We start from the raw sequence: 26,250 nt of genomic DNA, 5'->3' as shown, positions 1-26,250 counted from the left end.
CCTTGTGCCACAGGAGATGGAGCGACCCCCATCTCACCCGGCATTCCCGCACCGACCGTTCGTCGCGACCGCGCAGCATGTGCGGGAATGAGGGGATGATGACATGACGCCGTGGGTGGGGGGAGAAGGGGGATAAGTTTGGGGTGTGCTCCACAACATCCACACCCACAAGGTTCCCTCGGGCCTGACCCGAGGGTCTCTCAAGGCTTGTGCCGTGTGGAGAATGGCCCTCGGGTCGAGCCCGAGGGAAACCCGGTGAGGGGGTGAGCGTGGTGCCCCACACGACTATGGGGGCGAGACCGTGCCATGCACTGGTTGCCGTGAGCGAGATGGTGCCACACACGCTGGATCGTCACCCTTGGGCCTGACCCAAGGGGACTGCACTTCAACAAGCGCCCGGCAAGTATAGAGCCTTCGGGTCGAGCCCGAGGGTGACGAGCGGTGGGTGCCGGATGATGCGCGGTGGGTGGGGATGCGATGTTGCCACGCCCTCGTGGTTCGAGGGTCGCTGCGCTCCCACCTCACCATGAGGGCTACTGGGTACGCCGAGTTCAAAGTAGCCCTCATTGTGAGGTGCGAGTTCTTCACGAGCCTCGAACCACGAGGGTGTGGCATGATGCTTGCGTTGCAGTCCCTGGGGGTGACGATTTGTGGGTGGGCGAGGTTGCGGATGTCCCCCGCTACGTACCCACTGCGTCATCCCCGCGAAAGCATGAACCTCTGTTCATTTGCTTGCCATCCTAAGACGGAGGTCCCCGCTTTCGCAGTGATGACCCGGTAGGAGGGCCGGAGGCGGTGGGTACAGCCAGAGAACTGGCATCACCCTCGTGCCTACCCCGCGATACGCTCGATCTCGGCGCCGCAGCGGCCGAGCTTGTCTTCGAGACCCTCGAAGCCGCGATCGAGGTGGTAGATGCGGTTGACGATGGTTTCGCCCTTGGCGGCAAGGCCGGCGATGACCAGCGACACCGAGGCGCGCAGATCGGTTGCCATCACCTGGGCGCCCTTGAGCTGGGACTTGCCACGTACGGTTGCCAATTGGCCATCCACCGAAATATCGGCACCGAAGCGGGCGAGTTCGGCAACGTGCATGTAGCGGTTTTCGAAGATGGTTTCGCGAATATGGCTGGTGCCCGAGGACATGGTCATCAGCGCCATGAACTGGGCCTGCAGATCGGTTGGGAAGCCGGGGAACGGGTCGGTTTCCACATCCACCGGCTGGATGCCATTGCCGTTGCGATAAACCCGCAAACCGGCGTCTTCCACGGTGAGTTCAACGCCTGTCTGGCCCAGAATATCGAGGGCGGACTGCAGATGTTCGGGACGTGCGCCCTTGAGCAGGACATTGCCGCCCGTCATGGCCGCCGCCATGGCGAAGGTGCCGGTTTCGATGCGGTCGGGAATGACGTCGACCGTGGCGCCGTGCAGCTTCTCGACACCCTCGATAGTGAGGGTGCGGGTGCCGATGCCGGAGATATTGGCGCCCATGGCCACCAGGCACTCGGCCACATTGGTGATCTCGGGCTCCTGCGCCGCGTTCTCGATTACCGTCGTGCCGCGCGCGAGCACGGCTGCCATCAGGATGGTGTGGGTCGCGCCGACCGACACCTTGGGGAAGACGATGCGCGTGCCGACCAGGCCGCCCTTGGGCGCCTTGGCAACGACATAGCCTTCATCGATGTCGATCTCGGCGCCCAGCTCCTTCAGACCATAAAGGAAAAGATCGACCGGGCGGGTGCCGATGGCGCAGCCGCCGGGGAGCGAAACGCGGGCTTCGTGGCAACGGGCGAGCAAGGGGCCAATGACCCAGAAGCTGGCGCGCATCTTGGAGACCAGGTCATAGGGCGCTGTGGTGTCGACGATGTCGGCGGCATGGAAGGTCATGCGCTGGCCGACCACGCCATCATCACCACGGCGGCGGCCATGCACGGCGATATCGACGCCATGATTCTCGAGGATGCGTTCGAGCTGCTTGACGTCGGCCAGACGCGGCACGTTCTGCAGCACCAGGGGTTCGTCGGTCAGCAGGGAAGCGATCATAAGCGGCAGGGCGGCGTTCTTGGCGCCGGAAATGGCGATTTCGCCATTGAGTTCGTTGCCACCGATCAAACGGATGCGGTCCATAAGTCTATTCCTATGTGGCGGCCCAAATGGGCTATCTACCTGGGGATGGAGGTAGGCCAAGTCCTAGTTGCCACGTAAGCCAGACTCGCCGCTCTCAGCGTTGAAGCGGTGTGCTTAGCACACCAGGAAGTATAGTCGCCCGAAAATGGTTTACGGTTTATTGACCGTATCCGTCTGCGGGGCCGCATCAGGCGCCTCACGCTCCGAATCGGAACGCGCCTTGGCCTGGCTCTTGCGGCGCTTGAGGTTCTCGCGGAGCTTTGCGGCCAATCTTTGCTCACGCTGGCTGGCTTGCTCGGTTTTGCTCATGGTTCCACAAAATGGCGGTGCATTGAATCGGCTGTGTGCCAATGTTGCGGTCATAGTCGTTTTTTAGCCTTGCGTCGAGATTGGCCCTATGGCAGTAGAGCCCCCGTCGCCGCGGGCAAACGCCCAGTGGAACGACCACCGCGTTCTTGGCACCACGAACGCCCCAGATGCTGCCGTAGCTCAGTGGTAGAGCACCCCCTTGGTAAGGGGGAGGCCGACAGTTCAATCCTGTCCGGCAGCACCATCCCATCTTATTGATGGTGATCAAAAATCTGGTTTTGCTAGACATTTCGGAACCGCCTTTGGTACTCAGAGGTGGTTCTCATGGTCTTGCCTATGCCTTCCCCTACAAACACAAAACCACTGGCGTATACTGGCTAAAGCAGCGCGTCCCTGCTCGGCTGGCGGCAAGCGCCAAAGGAAAATTCGTGACCGTAACGGTGGATGAACTGCCATCCGTTGTGAAGCTGGGCGAATACATCAAGGTGTCGTTAAGGACTAAGGACGCGTACGAAGCGAAGCGCCGGGCCAACGATGCACAATCTCAGTTCGACCTTATATGGCAAAGTCTGACCAACGCACCTGCTCGGCTAACCCAACGCCAGGTCGTAGCGCTGGCTGGCGAGGTTTACCGCATGTTCAAGGCCGCAGAGGATGACCCTGGCGATGCCGCCCGTTGGTCGAACGCGGCGGAGATCAACAACCGAGTTCTAGCGGGCCAGACCCTGTTCATCGGCCGTGAATATGGAATGGAGAAGCGGTTTGGACCATTTGTTGATCTGGTGTTGGCGAAGCATACCCTCAGAATCGAGGACGATAGCCGCCAAAGGCTACTTGAGCAGACCGCCAAAGCCATGCAGGAGGCCACCGCACTTCTCATTCGACGTGCGGAGGGCGACTATGGCAGCTTGCGCTACGGTAAACCCCCGCCCCGTGTTCCACGCTCGCAAGCCTCAGCTTGCCAATGATTATATCGAGACCGCGAGGCTTGGGCAGACAGAGCATGGCAGCTTCGTGCTGACGATGCTGTCACCAGTGGCTCCGCAACTTAACGCTCACAGTGACACCGAGTTGTTCCCCGGCGACCCCTTTGAGAGGCAGGTAGTTAAGACTCTGATCGGAGCTGTTGGCCTGACGGCCGAGGCCGCTGAGGTCGCCTCTACAACAGGGACCTTCACGCCATTTCAGGATGCCGTCTCTGGTGGCGTCAGTGCCAACCTATGCGAAGCTCTTGTCGGTTTGTTCAGCGTTGGGGACCCGGTGCGAATGGAACTTTCCGTGGCGTGGGCGCAAAATCGACCACAGCCGCCCGCTGCACTGTCCCGAGTGGCGCTGACGAAGGACTTCGTACCGGCGATCTCGGAAGCTGCCCGGATGTTTCGGGCCAGAGACGTGTTGGAAGCCTATGCGGTGCAGGGTCCCGTGGTGAAGCTGGAAAGAGCGGAGAATGAGCCTGAGGGTAGGGTCACTATCTATGCCCCGATTGAGGATGTGATGCGTAAGGTCGTCGTGACCCTCTCCGCCGAGGACTATGAGAAGGCAATGGCCGCACATCGGGCCTATCGACAAGTGCGCGTGGTGGGTGACGTGAAGCGGGATGGACGCTCTTACCGGGTCCAATCACATGTCAGCTTCAGCTTTGCCCAGGACGACAACGAAAGCCTTTTCTAGCGATTTTTTGATGGGCCGGTCTCTGGTGGGAATATTACGGCCATGGAATGTAAGGGACGCGACAGTGCCTAATGCCGATACAGCTCACAATCGACTTTCGGTGGCGAAGAAAATTCTACGATCTCTGCGCTTTCGGTGGACGGTCGCCGGTTTTTTCTTAGGCGCTTTTGCGGGTTCTTTCGTCGGCAATGTGGGCGTGGCAGGACGTGGTGGAGCTGTTGCCGTTTGGACGTGGCTGGTCTGCGGGCTGGCCTTTGCTGTTGTCGGCTATGGAGTTGGTCTCCAGCATCGCCTTATCAAGACAAACAAGTCCCAATCATAAGGGTGGCAGTGGGACGGGGGCGCTGCCCCAGCGCTGTTAATCATCCGGTGTGACGGAGCAAACCGATCAAAAGCTAGCGAGCCAGAGCGCCCGCAGTTGTTGCGGCAACGATTGCTGCTTCCAGCACCCTGTGGGCCTCATTGATCAAAGTTGCATCCCGGTCCCATTGTCCTTCAGGTCCGCCTGTAAACTTTTCACCATGAACGTAACTATTCCGGACACGGCAAACGCCCACGATAATGAGCTGAGCAACCGTGGTGAGCGGCTTCGGTTCAGGTGGAGACCATGTCATGGTTTCGGCCAATAGTTGACGCGGCGGATGGCCAATGAGGGTTTTTGCAATGCCCATCGCCACGACCCCATCAAAGAACCCCTGCCCCAGGTCTCGGGCGAAAAGGTCCCAATCTGCCTCCGCAGCTGTCTTATTCCGCCGAAGGTATCCGGAGCGCTTCAGGGCGTATTCGGCTTCACGAAACGCCTTTGCGAAGGCTTCAGCAGATTTATAGGGACTGGGCATAGAATTCCTCCGTGCCGGGAAAATAGCGTGGAATGGCTCTTCGACAAGGGTTGAGTGAAGCTGGGATTGCTGCGTCTAAGATTGCCGGGCTCATTGGCAAGTTTGGGCACATTAAGGAGGTAGGCAATGCCGATGTGGCGTGAGGATGTACTAGAAGCAGTTCGTGGGATTGGCGGAATTGGAACGCTGACTGCCATCTACGCGGCTGTGGAGCGCCGTAGGGATGGTCCATTGCCGGTGAGCTGGCAGGCAATAGTCAGGCGGGAGTTGGAATATAATTCTTCCGACAGCGCCTCCCACCAGAAGCGTCACGATCTCTTTCGCTCGGTACATGGCATCGGTGGAGGGGTTTGGGCGCTTCGCGAAGTGGCGCTGGACAAAGATGAGCCTACTGAACGACGAGAGGTGACCGTAAACCGCATCATCCGCGACACGGCGATAGTGAGGCAGCTCAAAGCGCTCTACCAAGATGTTTGTCAGGTCTGCAGAAAGGCACTGTCAGCGAAAGACGGAGCCACCTACAGCGAAGGTCACCACGTCCGTCCTCTCGGTGGCGTTCACCGTGGAAGCGACACCGAAGATAACATTCTCATCCTCTGCCCCAACTGCCATGCTTGTTGCGATCTGGGCTTCATCTCTTTTGATGAGACAGCCATCCTTTGGAAGGGGAGCCACCGTGTCTCGGCTGCCAACCTCTCGTATCATAACAAGGAGCTTACGCGACCGGGTGTACGTTAAGGTGTACGGGCGTACGCTGCTGCCCATGACCACAATAGCTGTAGGGCTAGCTGTGCTCTACCGAAGGACGGAGCGGCTTCGAGCAGCAGGTCTGCGAGTTTAAGCGCCTTGGCGGAGTTATGAATGCCGACCTCAATCCAGCCTGCTGTCAACGGAACATTCGATACCGTTGGCCAATAGCGTATCCGCAAAGGCTCTCGCAAAGGCTCGGTGCTTGGCAATCGACTGGGTGTCCATGGAAGAGTAAATAGTGCGTCCTGGTCTACCGGGATAACCGATTTCCTTCTTTGACAGCCATCTGCCAAATGGCGTTCGTGCATTGGGGATGTGAACCCATGCAAAGCCACATTCGCCATCCCATATAGTGCCATAGCCATTCAAGACCATCGGTGGTGGAACTGCAGCTTCGCCAGCCCGGTGACCCTCAGACGTGGCAATTTTGAAGACTGCTTCGAGATACTCATCGCCTGCTAGGCCAAGCTGGGGAACTCGCGAGGCTACTGGATGCACGTCCGCGCCCTTCGGGCCATCGTAGGGATAGGCGGTCACGAACGAAGCGGGACCATCGTCTTGGAGCTTCCAGCCTGTCTCTATCAACGCCTCCCGACCATTCCTTCCAGTGACTTTTACAATTGCACCATGAGTGTATTCCCGATCTGTGACTTCCACGCGATACAAATCTGCAATTCTCGCCCCCTGCGTTAGTTGGTCGGCAAGATACCGCCAATCTTCGATTGCGATACCAAGTGTATCCGAGAAAAAGCGAGCCTTACTGCCGCCCTTTGGATGAGCCGGGTTTAACAGGTATTCGGTTAGCTTGGGCGGAGGGACAACGAACTCCGAAATTACATTGTCCTTAGCCCGAGCCGAAAAATGGAAGTCTCGAGAGTTGCTAAAGCGGCGCGAAATCTCGTTTGCGACTCGCTGCCTATGAGTTGGTTCTGGACCAGTAGCACGTGATGCGGACAGCTCCCCTCGCTCCGTAATGTCATCGGGCAGGCTAAGCATAGGCACCTGACTTTCGTAATCCTCGTAGTCAAGAACCTGGAATTTCTTGGCCCCGTACTCGGACGCCATATGCTTGTTGCCACTTTCGTCATCGAGGAAAATCATGCCATCAAGTGAGAGATACCTACCCTTGAACAGGTATTCCACGAACAGTCGGCGGTGGAGCGGGTTGGAGGCATCGACACGCACGTAACCCAGATATGGGCCAAACTGGTCAGCGTTCTTATGAACGGCATGGGCTTGATCAGGCGTTATGTCTGTGGCCACCACAAGCCAAATTTTCTTCCGTCCCAACATGGACAGAAGATCCTCTTCGGTCAGGGATGGAGATGCTCCCCCAAGTGTCTCCGCCAAATCGCAGATTATTGCTTTGAAATGGTCTGTGTTGCCCTCCATCTTGTGCTGGCTGCTACCACCCTTCCAACTTGGGTCGCCCACCTTTCGGGTCGTATAGGACACCTCTGTGATGCCGTAAGCGAGGGAGCTATGGAGAAGAGAGCCCACGAGTATATGACAGGCTGCTTGACTCTCTAGAACCTGAATAACAAGCTCGGCACACCTTGGGCCAAATAACCCTGGGATGTCCGGGTGCCCCTCGTCGTATAAGAACGCATACATGCTTGGTTCCCCTCGAATTCAGAGGGAGGATAGCACACCGCTCTTGTGCTTCCAGATGTTGGGACCCCGCTTGACACTGGTACTCGACATTGGTACTCAGGCCTCAGTTGGCGGCCTCTGAAACCCCAGCAAATCCGGCGTTTATGCTGTCCGATAGTAGAGTTCAATCCTGTCCGGCAGCACCAGTTCAAAGTATTGAATTGTTGTGGATTTTGATCCAAGGGTCGGTTCGACGGCAGAGTAGCTGGATAAGCTTGCGTTCTCAGGGCCCAGCGCGGCCGGGCCCTGGCATTGCGTGGATTGATCCGTGCAGTCAGATGCGAACGGCCTATTGGCGGCTTCCGACGACCGCGCCTACGCCGGCGCCGGCGGCACCGCCGACTACTGCACCGCCGTAGCCACCAACAGCGCCACCAACGACGGCACCTGTCGCGCCGCCGATGGCTGCGCCGGCTACGGTACGCTCCGTCGTGGTGCATGCGGTGAGGGAAAGGGCGCCGATAATGACCAGCGCGGCGGGAGCGAGCTTCTTCATTGTGTATCCTCCAGTGTTCATTAGGAGGGAGGAACAAACCAGCGGCTAACCGGTTCCACGCGAACGCTTACTGCATCATGCGTGTGGCGCCGCGGCCGGCATCGGAAACGGTACAGCAGATTTACGTGGTCGGCTTGTGGGGATAGACCGGCAGGTGGAACTTCAGGAGGCTGGTTTGAGCAAGGTTATGTCCAGGACGATGGCTGGGGAAATCGCGGAGCGGACGATGGCCGTCGTCAATCCTGCCAACCGGGCGATGGCCTTGCGGGCGGCGTTGCAGCGGCATGGATTTGCCGGGGGCGAGCCGGAAGCGGCAGTATTGGCCGAGCGCAAGGCGCTGATCGGCTGGCTACTGGCCTCCTATTCACCCAGGGCTTGAGGCGCCGGGTGGCGGGCAAGGCCGCTGGAGTCGAAGATAATGGCGCTGGCGGGGGCGAAATCGAGGGCCAGGGAATTGCCGATCCGTAGCTGGCGGTCACCATCGAGCACGACGAGCCAATCGGCCTTGGAGGGCAATTGCAGGCTGACGATGGTTTCGTTGCCCAGGCGCTCGACCAGTTGCACCCGACCTACGATAGCCCCGGACTGGGACGCATCGAGCGCATGGGGGCGGATGCCCAGGGTAACCTCGTCGCCTGGTTGCAGGCCCGAGGTCTGGGCGGGCACGGTGATGGGCGACATGTCCTTGCCCACGATGGTCACGGTTCCGGCGCCAACGGATTCAATGGTGACGGGCACGAAGTTCATCTTGGGGCTGCCGATGAAGCCGGCAACGAAGAGGTTGGCCGGGCACTGGTAGAGCTCGATGGGGCTGCCGACCTGTTGCACCACGCCGGCATTGAGCACGACGATCTTGTCGGCCAGGGTCATGGCTTCGACCTGGTCGTGGGTGACATAGACCATGGTGGCGCCGAGGTTGTGGTGGAGCTTTGAAAGCTCCATGCGCATGTCGACGCGCAGGGCTGCGTCGAGATTGGACAAGGGCTCGTCGAACAGGAAAACTTCGGGTTTGCGCACGATGGCGCGGCCAATGGCGACGCGTTGGCGTTGGCCGCCCGATAGCTGGCCGGGCTTGCGATCAAGCAAATGCTCCATCTGCAGGATGCGCGCAGCTTCGCGGATCTTGCGGTCGCGCTCGTCCTTGGGCGTCTTGGCGAGTTTGAGCCCGAAGCCGACATTGTCGTAGACCGTCATGTGCGGATAAAGCGCATAGCTCTGGAACACCATGGCGATGCCGCGGTCGCGCGGTTCGACGGCGTTACAGAGCTTGTCGCCGATAAAGAGTTCGCCGCCGCTGATATCCTCGAGACCGGCGATCATGCGTAGCAGGGTGGACTTGCCGCAGCCGGAGGGGCCGACGAACACGACGAACTCGCCATGTTCGACCGAGAGGTCGACGCCCTTGATGACCTCCACTTCGCCATAGCTCTTGCGCAGTGATTTGAGTTCGAGACCGGCCATGAATTTATCCTTTGACGGCGCCAGCGGTCATGCCTGCGACGATCTGGCGATTGAAGAACAGGAAGACGATCAGCGGCGGAATGGTGATCAGGGCGATATTGGTGAACAGCAGATTGTAGGACGTCTGGAACTGCGACTGGAAATTGTAGAGCGTCAGTTGCACCGTCGCGTTGGCATTACCCGGGAGGTAGTAGAGCGGGTTGGTGAAGTCGTTGAAGATCGCGACGGACTGCACGACGATATTGGTGACGGTCACCGGCCAGAGCAGCGGCAGGACGATGCGGAAGAACACGTCGAGCGGCCGGGCGCCGTCGATGATGGCCGCTTCGTCCATCTCGCGCGGGATGGTGGCGATGAAGGCTCGATAGAGCAGGATGGAGAAAGGCAGCGAATAGGCGATCTCGACCAGCACCATGCCGTGCAGCTTGCCGAACAGGCCAATGCCCTGCAGCAGCCAGATGGTTGGCACGACGGCGGGCGGGATCATCAGCCCGGCCAGGATCAGGAATTCGATCAGTCCATTGAAGCGCGTCTTGCGGCGTTGCAACACGAAGCCGACCATGGCGGCAAAGATCACCAGCAGCGTCACGCTGGCGACGGTGAGGATGGTGGAGTTGATGAAGGCGGTCAGCAGCATCCAGTTGCGGGTGGTGACCACCTCGACGATGTTGCTCCAGAGGTGCATGCCCTGGGGCCAGGAGAAATCGAGCAACTGGGCCTGGGTGCGGTCCTTGAAAGCCATCAGGATGATGAAGCTGAAGGGGACGAGGAACACGATGCCCGAAAAGATGATGGCGAGGGCGCTCAGCCAATAGCGGCGGATCAGGGTCATTCATGCCCCTCGCGACGGTTTAGCCACATGGTCAAGGGGATGACCAGGACGGCGATAAGGACGAAGAGCACGACGTTGCCGGCGGTCGAGAGGCCATAAAAGCCGGCCTGATATTGCTTGTAGATCACCGAGGCGATGGTGTCGGAAGCAAAGCCGGGACCGCCGCGGGTCATGGCCCAGATCAGATCGAACGTCCTGAGCCCGCCGATGAAGCTGAGGATGATGACGGTAACGGTTGCCGGCCGGCACAGTGGCAGGGTGACATAGAGAAAGCTCTGCCATATGGTGGAGCCATCGATGCGGGCGGCTTCGTAATAGTCCTGGGGGATGGCGACGATGCCGGCGATGTAGATGACTGTGGCAAGGCCGACGCCCTTCCACACATCGACCAGCGCGACCGAGAACAGTGCCAGGTTGGGATCGACCAGCCAGCCTGGCCCGTCGATGCCGAGGAGGGCAAGGCCCTCGTTGATCATGCCCTGGGTGGGGTGCATCAGCACGGTGAAGGTGATGCCGACGCCCACGGTGGAGACCAGAACCGGGAAGAACACCACGGAGCGCAGATAGCCGCGCGCGGCGATCTGGCTGGTGAGGAGCACGGCGAGGGCCAGGCCCAGCACGACTTTGAGGCCGGAGGTGATAACGGCATAGATGACGGTGTTGATCAGGCCTTTGACGAGGAACGGTTCGCGCATGAACTGGGCGAAATTGTCGAGGCCGATGAAGGTGGAGTTGAACAACGTCCAGCGCGTCAGGCTGAAATAGAGTGACGCCAATGTGGGCAGCAGGAACAGCAAGCCATAGATGATGGCGGCGGGCAGGAAGAACCAGGCCGGGTAAGGCGAGCGGCGCTTGAGCACGGGGACGGCTTTTGCAGCCGTTGGAGCGCCTGTTTGCATGATGGCCGTCATCGGCATCTCCATTGTTGCAAGAGACGGCTGCTCGGGGCGAGACCAGGCACCCCGAGCAGCCTCAAGGGCAAGCCTTTACCAGCCGGGAAGGGCAAGCTGCTGGGCCTGCTTGCGCACGTCCTCGTCGTAGAGCGCCGCAGCATCGGCGGCGGTGCGGATGCCAGAGCCGACTTCAACGGTGATCTGCTCGAGCGCCGGACCCTTGATTGGCGAAAGGAATTCGAGTGCGGGGCCATTTTGGCCGCCTTCGGCGAAGTAGGGCAGCATGTCGGTGACGGCGGGAGGGACATCATCGGGCAAGGTGCAGCCGTTGATCAGGTATGGTCCCGATGCGCCGCCGGCACGCGTCTGGGCCTCGCAGCCTTCGACGCTTGCGACAAAGGCGACGAACTTCTTGGCTGCGTCGAGATTGGAGGTGGTCTGGGGGATATAGATGCCGTCAGGCATCCAGACCGTCAGGCCATTGCTGGCGGCATCATCGCCGGGTTGGGCGAAGAAGCCGACATTGTCGAGCATGTCCGGGTAGGACGCGGCGATAGCGGTGGTCGCGAAGGTCAGCATGGGATAGTGGGCGCCCTCGCCTGCCGCCACCATGCGCAGGCCATCGTCGTACTTTGCTGCGCCGAAATCTTCGTTGAAGAGCCCGGCTTCAAAAGTCTCCTGCAGCTTTTCGAAGCCGCGCAAGGCCGCTGGCTCGGTAGCGAACTTGGCTTCGTTGGCAGTGTAGCGACTGGCGAAGTCCGGGTCGGCCGCAGATACGTTGTAGAAGTCGGCCAACACGAAGAGCTGGCTGGTCCAGGTGTCGCCATAGGTCTGGATCACCGCCACCTTGCCGGCGGCCTTGATCTTTTCGTTGTTGGCCATGAACTCGGCCCAGGTTTTCGGGACAGTGAGGCCGAGCTCCTCATAAATAGCTCGGTTGTAGTAGATGCCGCCTCCCATGGCTGCGCCCATCGGCGCGCCGCGAACGGTCCCGTCAGGAGCGGTCACGACTTGCTTGAACGAAGCCTGCACATCGGCCTGCCAGGGTTCGTTGGTCAGATCGACCAGGAATTGCTGGGGATTGATGGCCTGGAACAGGGAGCCGGAATTGTAGCGGAAGATGTCGGCCATGCTCTGGGTGGCGAGGCGTGTCTTGACCAGATTGTCGCCTTCCGAGCCGCCGGGGCGGGTTTCGATATCGATGTTGATATCCGGGTTGGCGGCCTCGAAGGATTTGACCAGTTCCTCGGCAACGGCAACGCCATCGGCACCGCTGGGGATCAAATAGGTCATGCTGATGCTTTGTGCGGAAGCGGCGCTGCTGAGGGCCGTCATCGCCAGCAAGGCGGCCGTGAAGCCGAACAGGGTAGTCCTGCGCGAAGTCTTGGTCATTGGTCTCTCTCCCATTTGCCCGCACCATGCGGGCCGTTCATGCCGCCGCCTGTTGATCAGGGCGTGCGAGCATTGATGCTGTATTCCGCCCGCGGCTTGCGGGGCGGTGGCGTGTAGCTGAAAGTGATGGTGTGGGCGCCGGCGCTGAGAGGCAGATCGCCTTGTCCGTTCCACCCGGCGCCATCGACGGCAATGTCGCGATAGTCCGCAGGGAGCCGCAGCAGGCCGCGCGAGCCTTGCGGGACTTCGACCTGGTAACGCACGCTTTCGTCCTCGGCTGCCCAGCCGGCGCGGATCGGACCGCGGGGCGAAAGGTGTTCGGCCGAAACGGGGGAAAGGTCGGCAATGATGGTGGGTTCGAAGACGATGGTGGCAAAGCCGGGATCTTCGGGGTCCGGGCGAAAGCCGGCCACCGCCTCGAACAGCCATTGGCAGACGGCGCCATAGGCATAGTGATTGTAGGAGTTCATCTGGGGATTGTAGATGATGCCGTCGGGTTGGATGGCATCCCAGCGCTCCCAGATGGTGGTTGCGCCCATTTTCACCTGATACAGCCAACCAGGCACGTCTTCCTGCAGGAACACATCGGCGGCAAGGCCGGGTTCGCCGATCTTGAGCAGGGCCGGCAGGAGAGCCGGCGTACCGATGAACCCGGTACCGATGCGGCCTTCGGCGCGGGCGATACTTGCCTTGAAGTAGCGCTTGGCCGCTTCCATGTGCTCGGGCGGGATCAGGTCATGCAGAATCGCCAGGGCATAGGAGGTCTGGTCATCATAGGCGAGGCGCCCCGAGGCGGTGATGAACTCGCGCGCAAAAGCGGAGCGCACTTCGGCGGCCATCTTTTCCAGCCGTTCGGCGATGTCGGCGTTGCCGGCAATCCGCGCGATGCGGGCGGTCAAGGTGGAGGTAATGAAGAGATAGATGGTGGCGGCGGCATCGTCGCCGATGGTGGGCAAGGGCTTGGCCGAGGGACCGCTAGGCTGGAGCCAATCGCCAAAGGAGAAGCCACGGCCACCCCATTGGCGCGGCGGCGAGACGATGGGGCCATCGCTGATGGACCAGACAAAATCGACCCATTTGACCATGGCGGGCAGCGCCTCGCGCAGGATCGCCTCGTCGCCATAGTGCAGGTACAATTGCCATGGCACCACGGCAATGGCATCGCCCCAGCCGGTCGAGCCGAAAAAGCCGGGATAGTGCTCCGGATTTTGACGGGTCGGGTCGGGCACGACATGGGGCACGGCGCCATCCTCGCGCTGGTCGGCCATTACGTCGCGGACCCACTTGGTCAAGAAGCCATGCGCATCGGCGAGATAGCAGGCGGTGCCGGCAAAAACCTGCGCATCGCCGGTCCAGCCTAGGCGCTCGTCGCGCTGCGGACAATCGGTGGGCACTTCGATGAAGTTGCCACGCTGGGACCAGAGTGTGTTGAGGACCAGCCGGTCAACCAGCAGATGGCCGGAGGTGAAGCTGGCCTTGGCTTCGGTGACCGAACTGATCGGCACAGACTGGATGTGGCTCACCGTGGCATTGCCGGTGATGGTGACGCGGGCGTAGCGGAAGCCTTGGAAGGTGAAGTGGGGGCGATAATGTTCGTCGCCACCGCCAGCCAGCGTATAGGTGATCTGGGCTTCGGCGGTGCGGAAATTGCCGTTGTAGAAGTTGCCGTCCTTGTCCAGCACTTCGGCATGCTCGACATGGACCACGGCCCCGGATTCGCCAGCGACGGTGAAGGCGACGTAACCACCGATGTTCTGGCCGAAATCATGAATGGTGCGGCCCTGCTCGTCAGACCAGGATTTGACTGGACTGAGCGGAGCAAGCTCGCGCACCGGAGTGGTTTCGTGGGGCACGAGAATGGCGCGATCGAAGGCGATGGCTTCGGTGCCAGCGGTGGCCTTTGGCTCGATGCGGGCGTCGAAATCTTCGCCGTAATAGATGCCGGACTTGCGGATTGGGAGTTCGCCGCTTTGCCAGTTGGCGTCGGTGACAAGCAGGAGGTCGCCGCCCATGCGCAACTCGGCAATGGCCGCGATCTTGTCGCCCCAGGTGTTTACGATCGGATGGCCGCCCCACATCAGCGGCGAGCGCAGCCAGCCGTCGCCAAGCCATATGGTGATGGTGTTTTCACCGTGTTTCAGCAGGTCGCCGACCTGGTAGCTCTGGAAGGACAGGCGCTTGTCGTAAGTTGTCCAGCCGGGGGTCAGCAGATCATTGCCGACGCGCCGGCCATTGATGAAACAGCGATAAAGGCCGAGCGCACTGATGCGCAGCGTTTCCGAGCCGGTGGGCGTGTCGATGGTGAACGACTTGCTGAGAAACGATGCAGGCGTACCGACACCCTGATCGGCCAGCGGGCGAACCATTTCAGCGACCCAGCGGGCTCCCAGATCTGGAGCGGAATCGAGCGCAAGCGCTGACGTCATCTGGTTCACTGGTGTTCCTCCTCGAAGCTGGTTTTTCCAGCCGTGTATCGTTCTACGTGTACCGTTCTACATTTTCGCTAGCTTGGCAAGAGTGTTGTGATATGAAATCGAGCGGGGCAAGAGGACGGTGGAATGGCTGAAATCAAGGCGACGCGCGGGAGCGATCGCATCACCATCAAGGACGTCGCGACCGACGCCGGCGTGTCGGTTGCGGCGGTATCCAAGGTGCTGCGCGATGCCTATGGGGTCAGCGACGGCCTGCGCAGCAAAGTGCGCGCCTCGATGGACAAGCTCAACTATCGGCCGCTCGCTTCAGCGCGGGGGATGCGGGGGCAGACCTATACGCTGGGGCTGATCCTGCCCGATATTCGCAATCCGTTTTTCTCCGACATCCTGGCCGGCATCAACACGGCGCTGGAACGCACGCCCTATCGGCTGATGCTGGGGATCAGCCAATCCACGACCCATATCGAGGAAGGGCTGGTGGATTCCATGATCGACAGCCAGATGGACGGGCTGATCCTGATCGGCACGGCGGAGGACCAGGGCCGGCTGGAAGCCACGGCCGCAATCAAGCCGATGGTGGCAATCGGGCATTTTGCACCGCAATCGGGCGGCTATGACACGGTCAACAATGATGACCAGTTGAGTGCGCAACTGGTGGTGCGGCACCTCGTCGGGAATGGCTATCGCCATATCGCCATGCTGAGCCTTGCCAGCCACACCTCGACCATCATCGAGGAGCGCGAACTGGGCTATCGCCGCGAGATGATCGAGCAGGATCTGGGCAGCTTCATCAATGTTCTACGCGCCGGGCAGACGCCGCGGGAAATCCAGGCGGCGACGCGCAAATTGCTGCAGGGTCCGGTTATTCCCGAGGCGCTGTTTTGCTGGACCGATTTCATTGCGCTCGAAGTGATCAGCGTTGCGACGGAAATGGGCCTGCGCATTCCGGAAGACTTGGCGATCGTGGGACACGACAATACGCGGCACTGCGATTTTGCGCAGAATAGCCTCACAAGCGTTGACCAATCGGGGGAGTTGCTGGGCCTGAAATCGGCGCGATTGCTGATCGAGCGGATCAAGGGACGCACCAAAAGCGAGCACTTCGTGGTGGAGCCGCGCATCGTGGTACGGCAAAGCTCGGGCGGTTAGTTCAGGAAGACGGTGACGGTGTCGCCGCGGCCCTTTGCGTCGACGACGGAGAGGGTGACGAAGCCGGGGCCGTCGGGCATCCAGCTGTTTTGGCGGGCGAAATCGGGGCGGCCGATGGGGGCGCCGTTGGCGAAATAAGTGAATGGTGGCACCCCGTTACGCACCTTGACCATGAGACGGGAGGCTTCGCCTGTGCCAAGGCCGAGATCCACATCGACACCGTCGCCGGGGAAGGCGATTTCGGGGGCGGCTTCGCGGATGACCTTGTCATCGTCGGGGTGGCGGAAGCGGCGGAGGGGGGACGGGAGTTCGGTGTTGGAGGCGAGGAGTGCGCCCGCAGGAGCCCTTGGTAGCGGGGCTTTCCGATCTCCCAGGCGGTCGAAGGCTTCAAACAAAATCGGGGCGGCGCCGGTGATCCCGGAGAGGCCAGGAACCGGGGCACCGTCGGGGCGGCCGACCCAGACGCCGATGGCGGTCTTGCCGTCGAAGCCGATGGCCCAGCCGTCGCGATAGCCATAGGAGGTGCCGGTTTTATAGGCGATGCGGCCGGGGGAGCCGTTGAGCGGGGGCGGTACGTCAGCCAGGATATCGGCGACATACCAGGCAGCAAGCGGGTCAAGCACGGCGGGTTTGATGTCGTTTTGCTGCGAGCGTGCTTCGCTTTTGCTGCCGTCTTGCAGCGTGATTGCCCGGCCTTGATTGGCGATGGCGGCATAAACGGAGACAAGATCGCGCAGGCTGATGCCGACGCCGCCCAAACCGACCGCAAGACTGGGGGCAGTGTTGACCGGAAGCCGCGGGTCGGCATGAGCGCGACGAAGGCGGGACACGAGCCGCGCGGGACCAACAGCGTCGAGGACGACGACGGCGGGGACGTTGAGGGATTCGGTGAGGGCATCGTGGATGGTGACGGTGCCACGGCTGAAGCCATCGAAATTGACCGGGACGTATCCGCCGAATGCTGTCGGGCGATCCTCGATGAGGCTTTGCGGGTGGGCGAGGCCAAGCTCGAACGCCAGGCCATAGATCAGGGGTTTCAGGGTCGAGCCGGGTGAACGGATGGCAGTGGTCATGTCGACAAAGCCGTTGCTCTCGGTAGCGAGCAAGCCGGCCGAGCCGACGGAGGCGAGAATGTCACCGCTGGCGATATCGGCGGCGATGATGGCGACGGAAGCCTTGGGGTCGATGAGGCGCGCGCGGGCGGCGCCGAGGCGTTCAAGGGCATCCTGCAGGCGCTTGTCGATGGTCAGTTCGATGGTGCGCGCGGTGGGCTGCGATCTGGTGGCTTGCTCGGCCATGTGCGCCGCGAGCATGGGGAAGGCGCGGCGGGCGGTGGGGACCGGCTCGCGCTTGGCGGCAAGGGCTTCTTCCTCGCCCAGGGCATCCATGGCAACGAGGCGGTCGAGCACCATGTTGCGGCTGGCTTGTGCGGCGTTGGGGTCCCGATCGGGGCGGCGGGCTTCGGGGGATTGCGGCAGCGCGACGAGCAGCGCGGCTTCGGCGGTCGTGAGGCGGTTGGGCTCCTTGCCGAAATAGGCGAGCGTTGCCGCGCGGATGCCCTCGATATTGCCGCCATAGGGCGCGAGGGTCAGGTAGAGGTCGATGATCTGGTCTTTGCTGAGTTCCTGCTCAAGGCGGCTGGCGTGCACCATCTGGCGCAGCTTGCCCCACCAGTTGCGGGTGGGCTGGCCTTCGATGAGGCGGGCAGTTTGCATGGTGAGGGTGGAGCCGCCGGACACCACGCGCCCTCCTGCCCCGATGAACTGTGCGGCGGCGCGGACCATAGAGGACCAAGCGATGCCATCGTGCTCGTGGAAGGAGCGGTCCTCGTAGGCGATCAGCATGGCAAGGAAGCGTGGATCGACGGCGGCGCGGTCGACCGGCAGGCGCCAGCGGCCGTCGGCGGTGGTGAAGGGGCGCAGGAGGGCGCCGTTGCGGTCGGCGACGGTGGTCGAGACTGGGAGGGTGGTGAGCTGGGGAGTGGGTGGCAGGGTTTGAGTGATGGTGGCGATGGTGGAGGTGAGCTGGATGGTGCCGGCGGTGGCGAGCACGAAGAGGCTGAACGCGGCTAGGGTTAGCCGGCGGGGCCACGGGTTTGGTTTGGGTGCTTCCTGAACGGTCATTTCACCCCCGACGTCATTTTCAATCCATCACGTCATTCCCGCGAAAGCGGGAATCCCACTTTTGTGGTGAAGTGAAGTGAGATTCCCGCTTTCGCGGGAATGACGCCGAGTGAGCAAAGTATCCCGGCTCCCCCCGTCAAGGGGGAAGGTGCGGCGCGGTGGGAGGGTGAGCTTGAGTGCCCCTACCATTTCAGGAGGTGTGCTCACTCCATTCATGGCCCTGTGGCGGTCACCTCGATTTGTCCGGATGCCGTGTTGGCGCGGAATTGGGGGCGGTACATGTCTTCGATGGTGGCGCCGGGCAGGACGAACTGGCCGGGGGAGACGGCGCGGACCACGTAGGCGGTGGTGAAGCTGCCGGCGTCGGCGCCAAAGCGGAAGGCGGCGACGAACTGGTCGGTGCGGGATTCCACATGGTTGGGACCATCGAGGTCCAGCCAGCTATAGTCGTTGGCGCCGCCGGCGGAGAGATTGGGGTTTTCGATCTCGAAGCCGGCGGGCAGAGGATCGGCGAGCAGGTACTGGCCGGAACCAAGCTGGTCGGCATGGGCGGTCAGCACGACGACAAGCCGCTCGTTCTGGGCAATGGGTTCCAGCTGCGGATCGATCAGCGTGCCGTCGGTGAGGTAGTACTCGCGATAGAGCGTGAAGCCATTGCTTGAGGCGTCGGGGGCCACGGTGGGATAGCCGGTGACGGTGAGCCGGGCTTCGGTATCGGCATCGCCGGTGTTGGCGAGTTCGAGGGGCTTGAAACCCTGCTGGTCGAACCTGCGATAGACTTCCCCGGTCAGGGCTTCGCCGTTGAGGGTGATCGAGCCATCCGCCGTGGCCTCGCCCAAGGCCGCTGCGGCGAGCAGGGTCCAGCTGTCCTCCTGGGTGGAGGTATATTTGGCACTGTCACACAGTTGGGCGAGTTGCTCGGCAAGGCCGATCAGGTCGGCGCCTTGCGGCTTGAACTCGGCGGCAAGCGCCAGGACGCCCGCGGTGTCGCGCAAGCGGCTGCCATAGTCGGGGCGATAGCGACGCGTGTCCTCTGGTTTGGAAAGACCTTTGAGCGCCGCTGCGAAGGCGGTGTTGGAGCGGTCGGTGTCGCCATAGAGGGCGAGTGCCGCGCCCAACTGGGCCTGTGCCAGCGGCGAGCCGAAGGCGTCGAGGCGGGCTTCCAGGTAGTAGCGCAGATCGCCCATGGCGACCCGGCCAGCGCGGGCCAGATCATAGAGCGCATAGGAGACCCCTTCCCCGCCATCCTCGAAATCGGAGGCGTAGGACAATTGGTTTGAGAGGTTGTCGAGCGCCATGGTCATGGCCTGCTCAGGAACTTCGTAGCCGGCCGCCTGGGCGCGCAGGAGGAAGTCGGTGACGAAGCCATCGAGCCAGATGTCGCCGCCATCGAACGGACCCCAGAGGCCGAAGCCGCCGGCCGAAGTTTGCTTGGAAAGTACGCTGCCAATGGCATCGGTGACTGTGTTGTTGAGCTTATCGTCGGCTTCAAGGCCAATCAGCTTGGCCACGTCGTTGAGGTAAAGCAGCGGGAAGGCGCGGCTGGCGGTTTGTTCGGCGCAACCATAGGGGTAGCGATCAAGCGCCAGCAGCAGGCCGGGCACGTCGAGGCGTGCCAATGGCCCGACGGCAAGGGTCAGCTGGCCGGTATTGGCGAGGAAGCTATCGAAATAGCCGTCGTCGATGGTGACGCTTTCGCCGGCCGCGATGGGCAGCAGGCGGGTGGTGGTGACGGGGGCGCTGACCGGGCGAACACCCAGGATCAGTTCCTTGGTCTGGGTGGTGCCGTCCGGTGCGGTGATAGTCAGCGCGATCGGCCAATCGCCGATCGAAACGCCGGTCAAGGCAAGGTTGAGCGAAGTTCGGTCACCCTTGGCGAGTTCGACTTCGGTGTCGGCGGCGTCGGTCGTGATGCCGGTGCCGGTCGAGAGCGAGACGCCGTAGGCGCCGGGCTCGCCGTCCATGTTGTTGATTTCAACAAGCAGGCGGGACTGATCGTCGACGCGCAGGAAGCGGGGTGGGCTGAGGGTGACGACGACGGGGTCTCGCACCATCACATCGGCCGAAGCATGGCCCACGGCATCCGCGCTCCAGGCCATTGCCATGACGCGGACGGTTCCGGAGAAATCGGGCATGTCGAAGGTGACGGTGGCCTTGCCATCGCCATCGACCTCGACGATGCCGGAGTGGAGCGCCACGAGCACCGAGGTGGGTGGGGGCGTGCCAAGGCGGGAACCGCCACCGTCGCCGCCCGAGCGCATGGCGCCGGGCAGGCCCTGGGTCGGATCGATCAGCGAGCCATAGAGGTCGCGAATATCCATACCGAGCTGGCGCTGGCCGAAATACCAGCCGTCGGGATCGGGCACCTTGAAGTTGGTGAGATTGAGAATGCCGAGGTCGACGGCGGCAACGGCCACATAGGCTTGCTGGCCCGCCGCAAGATTGCCGAGATCGATGGTGGCGGTGAAGCTCTGGCGCGGCAGGGTCACCTCGGGGGCGTCGAGCTGGACGTCGAGCTTGCGATCGCCGGGGTCGACATCGGCGAAGGCGAGGCCCAGGGCACGCGAGGGCATGCGCTTGGCGGCGACGTCCGTGGGGCGATAAAGAATGGCCGTGACATAGGCGCCGGGGCCCCAATCGCCGGTCACTTCCAGCGGCACTGTCGTGCCACCCTCGGGAACGTCCACCGCCTGCATGGCGATGACGCGGTTGTCGACGACCATCACCAGCGCGGTGCCGGCAAACTGCGGATCGAGCTTGAGATTAGCGGTTTCGCCGACGCGGTAGGTCGGCTTGTCGAGCGCGACCTGGAGCGTATCGGGCGTGTCGGAGCCGGCATCGGCATAGTAATAACCGGCATAGAATTCATAGCTGGACGAGGTGGCATCGGGGCCGGTGCTGGCAACTTCGACGCGGTAGCGGCCCCAATCGACATTGGCGCCAATGGTGGCGGGGCCACCCTCAGGCGTATCGATGGTGCCGGTGGCGACTTCGCGGGTGGTGGTAATGGCTTCCCACTTCCACGTGCTGCCATCGCGGTACCACTGGTAATTGGTTTCGACGCGAGAAATGGTCCAGTCGAGGCCCGTCTTGGCGATGGCTTCGCCGTCTGGAGAGACGGCGACGATGTCGAAGCGGGCTTCGGCGCCTTCGGCAAGGCCGGTGGCGTCGGTGAAGGCAGGCTTGATGCCGATGCGGTCGGCGGTGGCGAGCACCGGACGCGATATGCTGCGCTCGATGGTGCGGCCATTGCTGTCGACAAGGCGCAACAGGATTTGTGCTTCGAGTGGACGCGTGGTGACCTGGGGTTCGGGCAGAGTCACTTCGGCAACGGCATTGCCGGAGGCGTCGGTGGTGCCCACGACGCCGAGCGGCTCGCGAGTGGTTTCGATGGTGTCATCGAGCCGGCCAAAGGTGTAGCCGGGGAAACCCTGGAGCGTCGTGACGGGCCGCACGATGGCATCGGCTTCGATGGCCAGATCGGGAGCCGTGGCGCCGTAGAGGTATTTGGCGGCGATTTCGATGGGGTTGGCTTCCCCGGTAACGAACGGCCCTTCTTCGGCCGAGACCTCGAAAGCCAGGCGCTCGGGCTCGAAGTCTTCCACGAGGAAGCTGGTGCTGGAGAGTGCGTCGGCATTGGGGTCGGAATAGAGGCGCAGGGTCCAGGAGCCGCGCATGGCTTCTTCGACCATGGGCAGGGCCGCCCAATAGCCGCCGGCGCCCTCGTCCTTGAGCACCTGGGTGGACGCAACGACGCCGTCCGGACGCTCGATCTGGAGCGTCAGGGGCAGGTCGGTGACGGCGTTGGCGCGCTCGTCGCGCAGGAGGGCGGTGAGGAACACGGTTTCGCCGGGGCGATAAACGCCGCGCTCGGTGGTGGCGAACAGATCGAGCGGCCCGGGTGACGGACGGCCTTCAACGCCGCGGTCGGTCAGATCGAAGGCGGTGCGGGAGAGATCGAGGAAGGCGTAATCGCCGTCGGCGGTTTCGGCCACCAGCAATTGGGGGGCCCTGCCCCCGGTGCCACGGGCGAGGCCGGGCGCGAAGGTGACGCGGCCTTCGGCGTCGGAACGGGCTTCGCCCAGGATTTCGTTGTTGACGGCGACGAGGCGCACATCGGCATCGGCCACCGGCTGCGCATCGGTCAGGCCGCGCACAAAGGCATGCAGGCCGTCGTCGCCCGAAAGCGTAGTGAGGCCCAGATCGGTGACGATGAACCACTGCGTGGCCATGTCGGTCCAGTATTCGCTGTCGTCCTTGTCCTTGACGCGGGCGGTGATGACATAGGCGCCGGCCTGGAGCTGGCCGATGGCATCGGCCACGGGAATGGCGGTGGTGGTCAACTCATTGGGCTTGCCCTGGGCGAGATCGACCTCGCCGGTCCAGACCTCCTGGCCGACCTGGTCAGCGATGTTCTGGGCGGAGTACTGGCTGAGATTGCCCTGGAAAATACCGTCCCGAACAGCGGTGGCGATCGAGCGATCACCGATACGGTAGATCATGACGTCAGCGATTTCGGCGTTGACCGAAGTGATCGGCAGGCCGCCGCCGAGGCCGGCTGGCATGACATAGGCATTGTTGGCAAAGCCCACGAACGGCGTGCGATCGGGCACATAGACGTCCAGCGATACGTCCTTGGCGAGGGTTTCGCCATCGGCGGAAGGAAGGCCGGCGCGCAGGCGAATGTCGTAGCGGCTACCATGGGCAAGGCCTTCGATGCAGATCTGCTCCTGCTCGGTTTCGATCGCAGCCTGGGGCGTGTCGCCGACCACCACGAAGGCTGAAAGATCGGTGGAGCCAAGCGGCGAGGAGAAGACGGCGCAGATGCGCGGCGATGCCGCTTCGGCATCGACCACGTGGCTTGTGACGCGGAAGCCGTTTTCGGCGACGACCTTATCGAGATGTTCGGCGATGGCATCATTGGGCTGGAGGCGCAGGGAGAGGCGATAAGTGGCGATCACCTCGCGCCACATGCCGCGGAATTCCATGGCGTTGGCAAGGGCTGCGAGCGCATCGGCGCGCGCGCCGGCCTCGGTAGAGCGCAGGAAGGCGTTCATGGCGGCGGAACTGGCCGTCAGCGCCAGATCGTAGCTGTTGTCGCCCTCGGGCTGGCCGGCGACGGCTTCGGCCTGGGTCAGGGCGGCCTGGGCCAATGCCTGCCAGACGACGGGGTCATTGCTGTTGATGGCGAGGGCCTGGCGGTAGGCCACCATGGCACCGACGTGGTTTTCGGCGGAGGCGGCCTCGTCGGCTTGCGCCACGAGATCGGCATAGATGGCCCTGGGCGGCGGGGTGTCGGTCTGCGGCAGGCTCTGTGCGAAGTATCTGGCGTCGTCGATCAGGTTCTGCGCGGGGAATGGCAGTTCGGCCTGGCGTTCGGCTTCGATAACCGCGGCCGAACTGGCACGATTGATGCGGCCGGAGACGGCGCCGTCGAACTGAGCTTCTTCGCCCGCGGCGCTCTTGAGGAAGCACCAGTTGGATTTTTCGTTGAAGGTGAAGGCCTGGCAGATGTTGTCGCCGGCGCAGGCGGCGCTGCAGCTATCGAGGTCGGTGTCGCGGATGATGTCGTAGTCCGAGCCCGGAAGGTCGGTGTTCTGGAGGATGGTGACGTCCTGCGCCTGAGCGAAGGTCACGCCCATGCCCAGCACCAGAGCCGCACCCAACCAACGCAACGCCCCAAGACCACGCAGCATGCTGCCCTCCCGATGCTCCAAGCCGAGGCAGCATAACGATGGCAAGCGGGGCAGGAAAGCAAGGGGTGCGGATGTGTTTAATGGCCTCTTGGGTGCGTCCGGTTCACGCGTTCCCGATTGCCAATGGGGTTGGCGCGTGGCAGCTTCGGCCGTCACCAAAAACGTTTCCGGAGAACCCATGAGCCGCTATGCACCCGTTCCGTTTCCGGACGTGAAGCTTGAAGGAAGGTTCTGGCACGAAAGGCTGGAAACGGTGTTGACGCGGACCATTCCGAGCCAGCACAGGAAGCTGGCAGAATATGGAATCCTGGACTCCATCAAGCTGCCGCAGCCACCACCGCCGCTGCGCTTTCCGCGCCATCCCAACGGGTTCACCGTGCAGGTGTTCTGGGACAGCGATGTGGGCAAGTGGATCGAAGCCGCAAGCTATGCGCTGGCGCATCGGCGCGATGTCGATATCGAAGCCAGGATCGAGGCGATTGTCGACGATTTCGAGAAGGCTCAGGCACCGGATGGGTACCTTAACTGCTGGTATCTGGGGCGCGAGCCGGACAGGCGCTGGACCAATCTGCGCGATAATCACGAGATGTATAATGCCGGCCATCTGCTGGAAGGGGCGATCGCCTATTTCCGGGTGACGGGGCGGCGGCGCTGGCTCGAGATCATGGAGCGCTATCTCGAGCACATCTATTCGAGCTTCGGGACCGATCTGGGCAAGAAACGCGGCTATGACGGGCACGAAGAGCTCGAGCTGGCGCTGATCAAGCTTTACTACCTGACCGGCGAGCGGAAGCATCTCGATTTCGCGGCTTATCTGGTCAATGAGCGCGGCCAGCAGCCGCCGCATTATTTCGATGTGGAGCGGGAAGCGCGCGAAGGCGGCGACAGCAAGCAGCGCTATGTGTTCCCCAACTACGAATATTCCCAGAGCCACAAGCCGGTGCGCGAGCAGGACAAGGTGGTGGGGCATGCGGTGCGGGCGATGTATCTCTACACCGCCATGGCCGACCTTGCTGCCGAGCTCAACGACCCTGCGCTCAAGCATGCCTGCGAGGTGCTGTGGGACGATGTGATGGAAACCAAGATGTATGTGACGGCGGGGCTTGGGCCCTCCGCGCACAACGAGGGTTTCACGCATGATTTCGACCTGCCCAACCAGACGGCTTATGCGGAAACCTGCGCGTCGGTGGCGCTGATCTTCTGGGCGCAGCGGATGCTGCATCTGGATCTCGACGGCAAGTATGGCGACATTCTCGAGCTTGCCATGTTCAACGGGGCGCTGAGTGGGCTTAGCCGGGACGGCGAGCACTATTTCTATGCCAATCCGCTGGAAAGCGATGGCACGCCGACGCGGTGGGATTGGCACACCTGCCCATGCTGCACGATGAATGTGAGCCGGCTGGTGGCGTCGGTGGGCGGGTATTTTGTTTCCACGGCGAGCGATGGGGTGGCGTTTCACCTCTATGGCGGGATCGCCACGGCGGTGGCGGTCGCGGGCACGCGGGTGTCGCTGCGGGAGGTTTCGAACTACCCCTGGTCGGGCGATATCAAGATCCATGTCGATCCGGAGCGGCCGGCGGCGTTCGACGTCAAGCTGCGTATTCCCGGCTGGTCTTCGGGCGCGAAGGTAATGGTGAATGGCGAGGCTGTTGATGTCGGCGCGGCGGTGAACGGGTACCTGACCATTCACCGCGAATGGGCCAAGGGCGATGTGGTGAGCCTGGACCTGCCCATGCCGGCGGTGCGGGTCTATGCGCATCCGGGGGTGATCATGGATGCGGGGCGCGTGGCGCTGAAGCGCGGGCCGCTGGTTTATTGCATCGAGGAAGCGGACAATCCGGGCGGGCGCGTGCAGCGGTTGAAATTGCCGCGGACGGCGGAGCTGAAGGCTGAGACGCGGGCGGATCTGTTTGATGGCGTAGTGACGCTGAAGGCTGAGGCGCTGGTCATCGACGAGGGGGAATGGACGACGCTTTATCGGACGGAGCCACCGCGGGAGAGCGAGGCGACGCTGACGGCGCTGCCGTATTATTTGTGGGCCAATCGTGGGCAGGGATCGATGGTGGTTTGGGTGCCGGAGGGGTAGTGGTGGTGTGCTGCTGAGGGGGAGTGGGGCACCGGGCATTTGAACCCCTTTCCCCTCAGTGATTTGGCCGCATGGCTCGGATTGATCCTGCTCACCGTGCTGCTCTATCCTACTCACCGTGTTGCCCTCGGGCCTGACCCGAGGGCCAGGTTCCGCAAACACGCCGCTCCGGCAAGGGCTTCCGGAATGGCCCTCGGGTCAGGCCCGAGGGCAACATGGCGTTTTTGGTTACATCGCGCCACCGGCAAGCGTTCGATGTGATTCTTCCCTCAAGGGGAGTGGACCGCAAACGAAACCGGCGCCCCTTGCGGGACGCCGGTGCGGTAGCTTGCCGAGATAGGGCT

The 26,250-nt window shown here is 62.2% G+C and carries 18 protein-coding genes and 1 tRNA gene; 7 read left to right on the top strand and 12 right to left on the bottom strand.

Annotation, left to right across the window (positions count from 1 at the left end):
- Positions 1–831: 831 nt before the first annotated feature.
- Together murA and C8264_RS22375 are read right to left on the bottom strand one after the other, a co-directional pair.
- On the bottom strand, positions 832–2,124 hold the full coding sequence (murA, locus tag C8264_RS13645) for a UDP-N-acetylglucosamine 1-carboxyvinyltransferase (protein ID WP_108461532.1): 1,293 nt from the start codon (positions 2,122–2,124) through the stop codon (positions 832–834).
- A gap of 150 nt (positions 2,125–2,274) precedes the next feature.
- Entirely contained in the window at positions 2,275–2,487 is a 213-nt protein-coding gene (locus C8264_RS22375) for a hypothetical protein (RefSeq protein WP_205245683.1), read from the bottom strand.
- Between the two features lie 115 nt (positions 2,488–2,602).
- Here C8264_RS22375 and C8264_RS13640 point away from each other — a divergent pair.
- The 3 genes from C8264_RS13640 (at position 2,603) to C8264_RS13630 (ending at position 4,104) form a co-directional block, all read left to right on the top strand.
- Positions 2,603–2,677 (top strand) — tRNA-Thr (locus C8264_RS13640).
- Between the two features lie 13 nt (positions 2,678–2,690).
- Positions 2,691–3,401, top strand: a complete 711-nt coding sequence (locus tag C8264_RS13635; RefSeq protein ID WP_108461531.1) for a DUF6538 domain-containing protein — start codon at positions 2,691–2,693, stop codon at positions 3,399–3,401.
- Positions 3,334–4,104, top strand: coding sequence for a hypothetical protein (locus C8264_RS13630; RefSeq protein ID WP_162783647.1), 771 nt, complete (start codon positions 3,334–3,336; stop codon positions 4,102–4,104). Before C8264_RS13635 ends, C8264_RS13630 begins: the two co-directional genes overlap by 68 nt.
- A gap of 395 nt (positions 4,105–4,499) precedes the next feature.
- On the opposite strand, the gene C8264_RS13625 is transcribed toward C8264_RS13630, so the two are convergent.
- Positions 4,500–4,943: a hypothetical protein gene (locus C8264_RS13625; RefSeq protein WP_108461529.1), complete on the bottom strand. Its 444-nt coding sequence runs from the start codon at positions 4,941–4,943 to the stop codon at positions 4,500–4,502.
- 126 nt (positions 4,944–5,069) lie between these two features.
- Between C8264_RS13625 and C8264_RS22745 the strand changes: the two genes are divergently transcribed.
- A complete protein-coding gene (locus C8264_RS22745; RefSeq protein WP_108461528.1) occupies positions 5,070–5,681 on the top strand; it encodes an HNH endonuclease in 612 nt (203 codons plus the stop codon).
- A 132-nt stretch (positions 5,682–5,813) separates the two neighbouring features.
- Here the strand turns inward: C8264_RS22745 and C8264_RS13615 are convergent, their stop codons facing one another.
- Both C8264_RS13615 and C8264_RS13610 read right to left on the bottom strand, forming a co-directional pair.
- Positions 5,814–7,307 (bottom strand): DUF6883 domain-containing protein, encoded by a 1,494-nt coding sequence (locus C8264_RS13615; RefSeq protein ID WP_108461527.1) that lies wholly within the window; start codon positions 7,305–7,307, stop codon positions 5,814–5,816.
- A gap of 328 nt (positions 7,308–7,635) precedes the next feature.
- The gene (locus C8264_RS13610) at positions 7,636–7,842 is read right to left on the bottom strand and encodes a YMGG-like glycine zipper-containing protein (RefSeq protein WP_108461526.1); all 207 of its coding nucleotides are present in this window, start codon (positions 7,840–7,842) and stop codon (positions 7,636–7,638) included.
- 175 nt (positions 7,843–8,017) lie between these two features.
- On the opposite strand from C8264_RS13610, the gene C8264_RS13605 reads away from it, so the two are divergent.
- The gene (locus C8264_RS13605; protein ID WP_162783646.1) at positions 8,018–8,221 is read left to right on the top strand and encodes a hypothetical protein; all 204 of its coding nucleotides are present in this window, start codon (positions 8,018–8,020) and stop codon (positions 8,219–8,221) included.
- On the opposite strand, the gene C8264_RS13600 is transcribed toward C8264_RS13605, so the two are convergent.
- The 5 genes from C8264_RS13600 to C8264_RS13580 form a co-directional block, all read right to left on the bottom strand.
- Positions 8,203–9,303, bottom strand: a complete 1,101-nt coding sequence (locus C8264_RS13600) for an ABC transporter ATP-binding protein (RefSeq protein ID WP_108461524.1) — start codon at positions 9,301–9,303, stop codon at positions 8,203–8,205. The genes C8264_RS13605 and C8264_RS13600 overlap by 19 nt on opposite strands.
- A gap of 4 nt (positions 9,304–9,307) precedes the next feature.
- Complete coding sequence (locus C8264_RS13595; RefSeq protein ID WP_108461523.1) at positions 9,308–10,135, bottom strand: carbohydrate ABC transporter permease; 828 nt, start codon at positions 10,133–10,135, stop codon at positions 9,308–9,310.
- Entirely contained in the window at positions 10,132–11,046 is a 915-nt protein-coding gene (locus C8264_RS13590) for a carbohydrate ABC transporter permease (RefSeq protein ID WP_108461522.1), read from the bottom strand. Before C8264_RS13590 ends, C8264_RS13595 begins: the two co-directional genes overlap by 4 nt.
- Before the next feature lie 75 nt (positions 11,047–11,121).
- The gene (locus C8264_RS13585; protein WP_108461521.1) at positions 11,122–12,420 is read right to left on the bottom strand and encodes an ABC transporter substrate-binding protein; all 1,299 of its coding nucleotides are present in this window, start codon (positions 12,418–12,420) and stop codon (positions 11,122–11,124) included.
- 56 nt (positions 12,421–12,476) lie between these two features.
- A complete protein-coding gene (locus tag C8264_RS13580; RefSeq protein ID WP_108461520.1) occupies positions 12,477–14,846 on the bottom strand; it encodes an alpha-L-rhamnosidase in 2,370 nt (789 codons plus the stop codon).
- Between the two features lie 132 nt (positions 14,847–14,978).
- On the opposite strand from C8264_RS13580, the gene C8264_RS13575 reads away from it, so the two are divergent.
- The gene (locus C8264_RS13575; protein ID WP_108461519.1) at positions 14,979–16,001 is read left to right on the top strand and encodes a LacI family DNA-binding transcriptional regulator; all 1,023 of its coding nucleotides are present in this window, start codon (positions 14,979–14,981) and stop codon (positions 15,999–16,001) included.
- On the opposite strand, the gene pbpC is transcribed toward C8264_RS13575, so the two are convergent.
- A complete protein-coding gene (gene pbpC, locus C8264_RS13570; RefSeq protein WP_108461518.1) occupies positions 15,998–18,124 on the bottom strand; it encodes a penicillin-binding protein 1C in 2,127 nt (708 codons plus the stop codon). The genes C8264_RS13575 and pbpC overlap by 4 nt on opposite strands.
- Before the next feature lie 212 nt (positions 18,125–18,336).
- On the bottom strand, positions 18,337–23,820 hold the full coding sequence (locus tag C8264_RS13565; RefSeq protein ID WP_162783645.1) for an alpha-2-macroglobulin family protein: 5,484 nt from the start codon (positions 23,818–23,820) through the stop codon (positions 18,337–18,339).
- A gap of 178 nt (positions 23,821–23,998) precedes the next feature.
- Between C8264_RS13565 and C8264_RS13560 the strand changes: the two genes are divergently transcribed.
- Entirely contained in the window at positions 23,999–25,906 is a 1,908-nt protein-coding gene (locus C8264_RS13560) for a glycoside hydrolase family 127 protein (RefSeq protein WP_108461516.1), read from the top strand.
- The last annotated feature ends 344 nt before the right edge of the window (positions 25,907–26,250 follow it).

Source organism: Devosia naphthalenivorans, assembly GCF_003056355.1.
Classification (GTDB): domain Bacteria; phylum Pseudomonadota; class Alphaproteobacteria; order Rhizobiales; family Devosiaceae; genus Devosia; species Devosia naphthalenivorans.
This window is presented reverse-complemented; position numbering and strand designations above follow the sequence as displayed.

What these genes read in the sequence shown, in the direction of transcription:
- C8264_RS13565 (WP_162783645.1), bottom strand. Translation starts at nt 23,820, where the DNA reads ATGCTGCGTGGTCTTGGGGCGTTGCGTTGGTTGGGTGCGGCTCTGGTG.
- C8264_RS13575 (WP_108461519.1), top strand. Translation starts at nt 14,979, where the DNA reads ATGGCTGAAATCAAGGCGACGCGCGGGAGCGATCGCATCACCATCAAG.
- C8264_RS22375 (WP_205245683.1), bottom strand. Translation starts at nt 2,487, where the DNA reads ATGACCGCAACATTGGCACACAGCCGATTCAATGCACCGCCATTTTGT.
- C8264_RS13635 (WP_108461531.1), top strand. Translation starts at nt 2,691, where the DNA reads ATGGTGATCAAAAATCTGGTTTTGCTAGACATTTCGGAACCGCCTTTG.
- pbpC (WP_108461518.1), bottom strand. Translation starts at nt 18,124, where the DNA reads ATGACCGTTCAGGAAGCACCCAAACCAAACCCGTGGCCCCGCCGGCTA.
- murA (WP_108461532.1), bottom strand. Translation starts at nt 2,124, where the DNA reads ATGGACCGCATCCGTTTGATCGGTGGCAACGAACTCAATGGCGAAATC.
- C8264_RS13630 (WP_162783647.1), top strand. Translation starts at nt 3,334, where the DNA reads ATGGCAGCTTGCGCTACGGTAAACCCCCGCCCCGTGTTCCACGCTCGC.
- C8264_RS13610 (WP_108461526.1), bottom strand. Translation starts at nt 7,842, where the DNA reads ATGAAGAAGCTCGCTCCCGCCGCGCTGGTCATTATCGGCGCCCTTTCC.
- C8264_RS13585 (WP_108461521.1), bottom strand. Translation starts at nt 12,420, where the DNA reads ATGACCAAGACTTCGCGCAGGACTACCCTGTTCGGCTTCACGGCCGCC.
- C8264_RS13590 (WP_108461522.1), bottom strand. Translation starts at nt 11,046, where the DNA reads ATGACGGCCATCATGCAAACAGGCGCTCCAACGGCTGCAAAAGCCGTC.
- C8264_RS13615 (WP_108461527.1), bottom strand. Translation starts at nt 7,307, where the DNA reads ATGTATGCGTTCTTATACGACGAGGGGCACCCGGACATCCCAGGGTTA.
- C8264_RS13600 (WP_108461524.1), bottom strand. Translation starts at nt 9,303, where the DNA reads ATGGCCGGTCTCGAACTCAAATCACTGCGCAAGAGCTATGGCGAAGTG.
- C8264_RS22745 (WP_108461528.1), top strand. Translation starts at nt 5,070, where the DNA reads ATGCCGATGTGGCGTGAGGATGTACTAGAAGCAGTTCGTGGGATTGGC.
- C8264_RS13560 (WP_108461516.1), top strand. Translation starts at nt 23,999, where the DNA reads ATGAGCCGCTATGCACCCGTTCCGTTTCCGGACGTGAAGCTTGAAGGA.
- C8264_RS13625 (WP_108461529.1), bottom strand. Translation starts at nt 4,943, where the DNA reads ATGCCCAGTCCCTATAAATCTGCTGAAGCCTTCGCAAAGGCGTTTCGT.
- C8264_RS13595 (WP_108461523.1), bottom strand. Translation starts at nt 10,135, where the DNA reads ATGACCCTGATCCGCCGCTATTGGCTGAGCGCCCTCGCCATCATCTTT.
- C8264_RS13580 (WP_108461520.1), bottom strand. Translation starts at nt 14,846, where the DNA reads ATGACGTCAGCGCTTGCGCTCGATTCCGCTCCAGATCTGGGAGCCCGC.